The organism is Methylobacterium sp. E-041 (assembly GCF_022829665.1).
Lineage (GTDB): Bacteria > Pseudomonadota > Alphaproteobacteria > Rhizobiales > Beijerinckiaceae > Methylobacterium.
The window spans coordinates 1-484 of sequence record NZ_JAKSYQ010000129.1 but is presented as its reverse complement, the minus strand read 5'-3'; the positions used below and the strand labels follow the sequence as shown (position 1 = coordinate 484).

Annotated in this window: 1 protein-coding gene; it reads left to right on the top strand. The window is 73.8% G+C overall.

The window, feature by feature from the left end:
• The coding region (locus MKK70_RS11620; RefSeq protein ID WP_243947842.1) for a DUF4113 domain-containing protein at positions 1-416 on the top strand (416 nt) is incomplete at its 5' end.
• Between the last annotated feature and the right edge of the window lie 68 nt (positions 417-484).

Genomic DNA, 484 nt, shown 5'->3' with positions numbered 1-484 from the left:
CCGCTCGCCTCGGCGTGGCGAGGACTTGGCGCGAGCCCGGCGCCGGGCCGTGGCGGTTCAGCGAGGCCGGGATCGTCATCACGGACCTGATGCTGCTCGACGCCAGCCCGCGCGCACCGATCGAACAGCTCGGCCGAGTGGGCTCCGGGCCTCTGATGGCGGCGGTCGACGCCTGCAACGCCCGGTTCGGCCGCGGCAGCGTCGTCCCCGCCCGGGTTGGTCTCGTGGAGAAGCGGACGTGGAGCACGAAGTTCGAGATGCGCACGCTGCGCTACACGACGCAGGTCGCCGAGCTGCCGCGGCCGAACCGGGCGTTGCAGGCGTCGATCGCCGCCATCAGAGGCCGGAGCGCTCTCGGTCGAGCTGTCCGATCGGTGCGCTCGGGCTGGCGTCGAGCAGCATCAGGTCCGTGGTGACGATCCCGGCCTGGCTGAACCGCCACCGCCGGGCGCCGGGCCCGCGCCGAGTCCTCGCGTCGACGAGG